The sequence below is a fragment of the Sulfitobacter sp. HI0040 genome (assembly GCF_001634885.1).
In the GTDB taxonomy this organism is placed as follows: domain Bacteria; phylum Pseudomonadota; class Alphaproteobacteria; order Rhodobacterales; family Rhodobacteraceae; genus Sulfitobacter.
The window spans coordinates 1-4,677 of record NZ_LWEX01000068.1 but is presented as its reverse complement, the minus strand read 5'-3'; the positions used below and the strand labels follow the sequence as shown (position 1 = coordinate 4,677).

The 4,677-nt window shown below is 62.5% G+C and carries 6 protein-coding genes; all 6 read left to right on the top strand.

The annotated features are described in order from the left end of the window. Positions 1–1,809: NADH-quinone oxidoreductase subunit NuoG (gene nuoG, locus A3728_RS05700; RefSeq protein ID WP_067921057.1), on the top strand; the 1,809-nt coding region annotated here is incomplete at its 5' end. Next, positions 1,806–2,189, top strand: coding sequence for a hypothetical protein (locus A3728_RS05695; protein ID WP_443069029.1), 384 nt, complete (start codon positions 1,806–1,808; stop codon positions 2,187–2,189). The genes nuoG and A3728_RS05695, both read left to right, overlap by 4 nt. Before the next feature lie 6 nt (positions 2,190–2,195). Next, positions 2,196–3,236: an NADH-quinone oxidoreductase subunit NuoH gene (gene nuoH / locus A3728_RS05690; protein ID WP_067921055.1), complete on the top strand. Its 1,041-nt coding sequence runs from the start codon at positions 2,196–2,198 to the stop codon at positions 3,234–3,236. Position 3,237: 1 nt separating this feature from the next. After that, positions 3,238–3,732, top strand: a complete 495-nt coding sequence (gene nuoI, locus A3728_RS05685) for an NADH-quinone oxidoreductase subunit NuoI (protein ID WP_067921053.1) — start codon at positions 3,238–3,240, stop codon at positions 3,730–3,732. After that, complete coding sequence (locus tag A3728_RS05680) at positions 3,729–4,148, top strand: carboxymuconolactone decarboxylase family protein (protein WP_067921052.1); 420 nt, start codon at positions 3,729–3,731, stop codon at positions 4,146–4,148. Before nuoI ends, A3728_RS05680 begins: the two co-directional genes overlap by 4 nt. Continuing rightward, on the top strand, positions 4,145–4,677 hold a 533-nt coding region (locus A3728_RS05675), incomplete at its 3' end, for an NADH-quinone oxidoreductase subunit J (RefSeq protein ID WP_067921050.1). The genes A3728_RS05680 and A3728_RS05675, both read left to right, overlap by 4 nt.

Genomic DNA, 4,677 nt, shown 5'->3' with positions numbered 1-4,677 from the left:
CTGCGGCCCGGCCCCGAAGGCCAGCCGCCGGTGGTGAAAACCAATTCCCCGATGGTCAAGAAGGCCCGCGAAGGGGTGATGGAATTCCTGCTCATCAACCACCCCTTGGATTGCCCGATCTGCGATCAGGGCGGTGAATGCGACCTGCAGGATCAGGCCATGGCCTATGGCGTCGATTTCTCGCGCTACCGCGAACCCAAGCGCGCGACCGAGGATCTGGACCTCGGTCCGCTGATCGAGACGCATATGACGCGCTGCATCTCCTGCACCCGCTGCGTCCGCTTTACGACCGAAGTCGCCGGTGTGCACAAGATGGGCCAGACCGGCCGGGGCGAGGATGCGGAGATCACCTCCTACCTCGGTGAGACGCTGGACAGTAAGCTGCAGGGCAACATCATCGATCTTTGCCCCGTCGGCGCGCTGGTGTCGAAGCCCTATGCCTTTACCGCGCGGCCCTGGGAGCTGACGAAGACCGAGAGCGTCGATGTGATGGATGCGCTCGGCTCCAACATCCGGGTAGATACCAAGGGCCGCGAGGTCATGCGCTTTTTGCCGCTGAACAACGACGGCGTGAACGAGGAATGGATTTCCGACAAGACGCGCTTTGTCTGGGACGGGCTGCGCCGCCAGCGGCTGGATACGCCCTACATCCGCGAGAACGGCAAACTGCGCAAAGCGGACTGGCCCGAGGCGCTGGCCGCCGCGGCCTCCGCGATACAGGGCAAGTCGGTCGCCGGTCTGGTCGGCGATCTGGCCCCGGTGGAGGCCGCCTATGCCCTGAAAATGCTGCTCGCATCCCGCGGTGGAGCGCTGGAATGCCGGACCGATGGCGCGAAGCTGCCGGCGGGCAACCGTTCGGCCTATGTGGGCAACGCGCGGATCGAGGATATCGACGATGCGCGGATGATCCAGATCATCGGGTCGAACCCCGCGGTGGAAGCGCCCGTTCTGAACGCGCGTATCCGCAAGGCATGGAGCCGTGGCGCGGATATCGGCGTCATCGGCGAAGCTGCCGATCTCACCTATGAATATCACCACCTCGGCGATGACCGCGCCGCGCTGGACAAGCTGCTGTCCCGCGATTTCGGCGAGGTGAAGGATCAGCCGTCGCTCGTTATCGTGGGGCAGGGCGCCCTGAAGGATGCCGATGGCGCGGCGGTGCTGGCCACCGCGATGGCGCTTTGCGACAAGACCGACAGCAAGCTGCTGGTCCTGCATACCGCCGCGTCGCGCGTGGGTGCCATGGACATCGGTGCCACGGCGGAAAACGGGCTCGATGACGTGATGGGCGCGGATGTGATCTACAACCTCGGCGCGGATGAGATCGAGATCGGCGAAGGCCCCTTCGTGATCTATCAGGGCAGCCATGGCGACCGGGGCGCGCATCGTGCTGACATCATCCTGCCCGGTGCCGCCTATACCGAGGAGCCGGGCCTTTTCGTGAACACGGAAGGCCGCCCGCAACTGGCCATGCGCGCCAGCTTCGCCCCCGGTCAGGCCAAGGAAAACTGGGCGATCCTGCGCGCCCTGAGCGCCGAGATGGGCGACACGCTGCCCTTCGATTCGCTGGCCGCCCTGCGCCGCACCTTGGTGAAGGAAGTTCCCCATTTCGCCGAGATCGGTTCCGTGCCGGAAAACGACTGGTCGCCGATCGACCGGACGGAAGCGGGCGATCTGGGGTCGGGCGCCTTCGTGCCCGCGATCCGCGATTTCTACCTCAGCAATCCCATCGCGCGGGCGTCGCAGCTGATGGCGGAGCTTTCCGCCAATGCCGCCGCCCGCCGGGCCGAGCCGCTGGCGGCGGAGTGAGAGCTTTCTGCCTGTGTACGGCCCTGTCGCTGTCCGCCTGCGCGCCGCAGGTGCCAACGGCGGAGGATTTCATTCCCGACTACAAGGGGGTGGAGACCACATTGCTTGACGGGGACCTCGTCCAGTTCAACGTCGCCATGACGAAGGCCCTGTCGAACGAGGACGTGGCGGACTACGCGCGCTGTGCCGCGGCGCGCTATACGCTGATCCGGGGCTATGGTTTTGCGCGCCATGTCCGTACAAATGTGACGCAAGAGGGTGGCATATGGCGGGGAGATGCTGTTTACACGATCTCGCCGAGCCTCCCTCGGGGCTTGAAGACAATCGATGCCGAAGTGACCACGTCGGAGTGCGTGGAAAAGGGCATACCGACGGTGTGAGGACTTATGGTTGAATTCTTTACCACGACAGGTGTCGGCATTGGCCTGCTGATCACCGGGCAGGTCCTGCTGATCGTCCTGCCGTTGCTTCTGGCACTCGCCTTCCTGATGTATGCCGACCGCAAGATCTGGGCCGCCGTGCAGTTGCGCCGGGGACCGAACGTCGTCGGCGTCTTCGGCCTGCTGCAGAGTTTTGCTGACCTGATGAAATACGTGGTCAAGGAGGTCGTCGTACCGGCGGGCGCGGACAAGGCGGTGTTCTTCATCGCGCCCATGGTGTCGCTGGTCATGGCGCTGATCGCCTGGGCGGTCATTCCCTTCAACGATGGCTGGGTCCTCGCCGATATCAACGTGGCGATTCTCTATGTTTTCGCCATCTCCTCGCTAGAGGTCTACGGCGTGATCATGGGTGGCTGGGCGTCGAACTCCAAATATCCGTTCCTCGGCTCGTTGCGCTCCGCGGCGCAGATGATCTCCTACGAGGTGTCGCTGGGGCTCATCATTATCGGGGTGATCATTTCCACCGGGTCGATGAACTTTTCGTCCATCGTGAACGCGCAGCGAGGCGATCTGGGCCTGCTGAACTGGTATTTCCTGCCGCATTTCCCGATGCTGATCCTGTTCTTCATCTCTGCGCTGGCCGAAACGAACCGCCCGCCCTTCGATCTGCCGGAGGCGGAATCGGAGCTCGTCGCGGGATATCAGGTCGAATATTCGAGCACGCCCTTCCTGCTCTTCATGATCGGCGAACTTGTCGCCATCGTGCTGATGTGTGCGCTGGTGTCGCTGCTGTTTTTCGGCGGCTGGCTGTCGCCCATCCCGTTCCTGCCGGACGGTTTCCTGTGGATGTTCCTCAAGATGCTGTTCGTCTTCTTCATGTTCGCCATGGTCAAGGCGATCACCCCGCGCTTCCGCTATGACCAGCTGATGCGTCTGGGCTGGAAGGTCTTCCTGCCGTTCTCGCTCTTCTGGGTGGTCTTCGTGAGCTTCGCGGCGAAATTCGACTGGTTCTGGGGCATCTATGCCCGCTGGACCGTAGGAGGCTGAGATGACGCAGATCGATTACACCCGCGCCGCCAAGTACTTCCTGCTTCAGGATGTGTGGAAAGGCATGGCGCTTGGGTTCAAGTATTTCTTCAAGCCCAAGACCACGCTGAACTATCCCCATGAAAAGGGGCCGCTCAGCCCGCGTTTCCGGGGCGAACATGCGCTGCGCCGCTATCCCAACGGCGAAGAACGCTGCATTGCCTGCAAGCTCTGTGAGGCGATCTGCCCGGCGCAGGCCATCACGATCGACGCCGAGCCGCGGCTCGACGGGTCGCGCCGCACCACGCGCTATGACATCGACATGACGAAGTGCATCTACTGCGGTTTCTGTCAGGAAGCCTGCCCGGTCGATGCCATCGTCGAGGGCCCGAACTTCGAGTTTTCCACCGAAACCCGGGAAGAGCTTTACTACGACAAGCAGAAGCTTCTGGAAAACGGCGACCGCTGGGAGGCGGAAATCGCCCGCAACCTCGAACTGGACGCACCCTACCGATGAGCGATCAGAAGACCCCTTTCGACGGCGCCAACCCCTTTGCCCAGATGATGGAGCAGGCGCAGGAAATGGCCCGCAACTTTCCCGCGATGGAGGCTTTTACGCCGAAGGGATTCGAAAAGCTGATGGGCACCATGCCCAAGGACATGATGGAGCTGATGTTCGGCAACACCATGAATACCGGCGGGCTGGATGCGCGGACTCGCCTGCTACTGACGCTGGCTGGCCTGACGATGCAGGGGGCACAGAACGATGTCGCACTGCGGCAGACGGTACGCCACGCGCTGGAAGCCGGGGCCACCCGCCAGCACATCGTGGAGACCATTGGCCAGATGTCCGTTTTCGCAGGTATCCCCGCCATGACGCGCGCGCTCGAAGTGACGCAGGCCGTGCTGGACGAGAAAGAGGGTGACGCATGATCGTCTTTTCATTCTACCTTTTCGCAATCAGCGTGATCACGGGCGGGCTGTTCACCGTCATCAGCCGCAACCCCGTTCATTCGGTGCTCTGGCTCATCCTCGCTTTCCTGTCCTCCGCCGGGCTTTTCGTGCTGCTGGGGGCGGAATTCGTCGCGATGCTGTTGATCATCGTCTACGTGGGCGCGGTCGCGGTGCTGTTCCTCTTCGTGGTCATGATGCTCGATGTCGATTTCGCCGAACTGAAGGCAGAGATGGCCCGCTACATGCCGCTGGCGCTTCTGATCGCGCTGATCATCCTGATGCAGTTCGTCATGGCCTTCGGCGCGTGGGAATCGAACATCAGCGCAGAGGCGCTGCGGACACAGGTGATCGTGCCTGACCGGTTCAATACCGAAGCGCTCGGCCTCATTCTTTATGACCAGTATTTCCTGTTGTTCCAGCTTGCCGGGCTGATCCTGCTGGTGGCGATGATCGGTGCGATCGTGCTGACGCTGCGCCATCGTCAGGATGTGAAGCGCCAGAACCCCGT

Bases quoted from the DNA above. Each gene is read 5' to 3' on its own strand.
- nuoH (WP_067921055.1), top strand. From the start codon at position 2,196: ATGGTTGAATTCTTTACCACGACAGGTGTCGGCATTGGCCTGCTGATC.
- nuoI (WP_067921053.1), top strand. From the start codon at position 3,238: ATGACGCAGATCGATTACACCCGCGCCGCCAAGTACTTCCTGCTTCAG.
- A3728_RS05680 (WP_067921052.1), top strand. From the start codon at position 3,729: ATGAGCGATCAGAAGACCCCTTTCGACGGCGCCAACCCCTTTGCCCAG.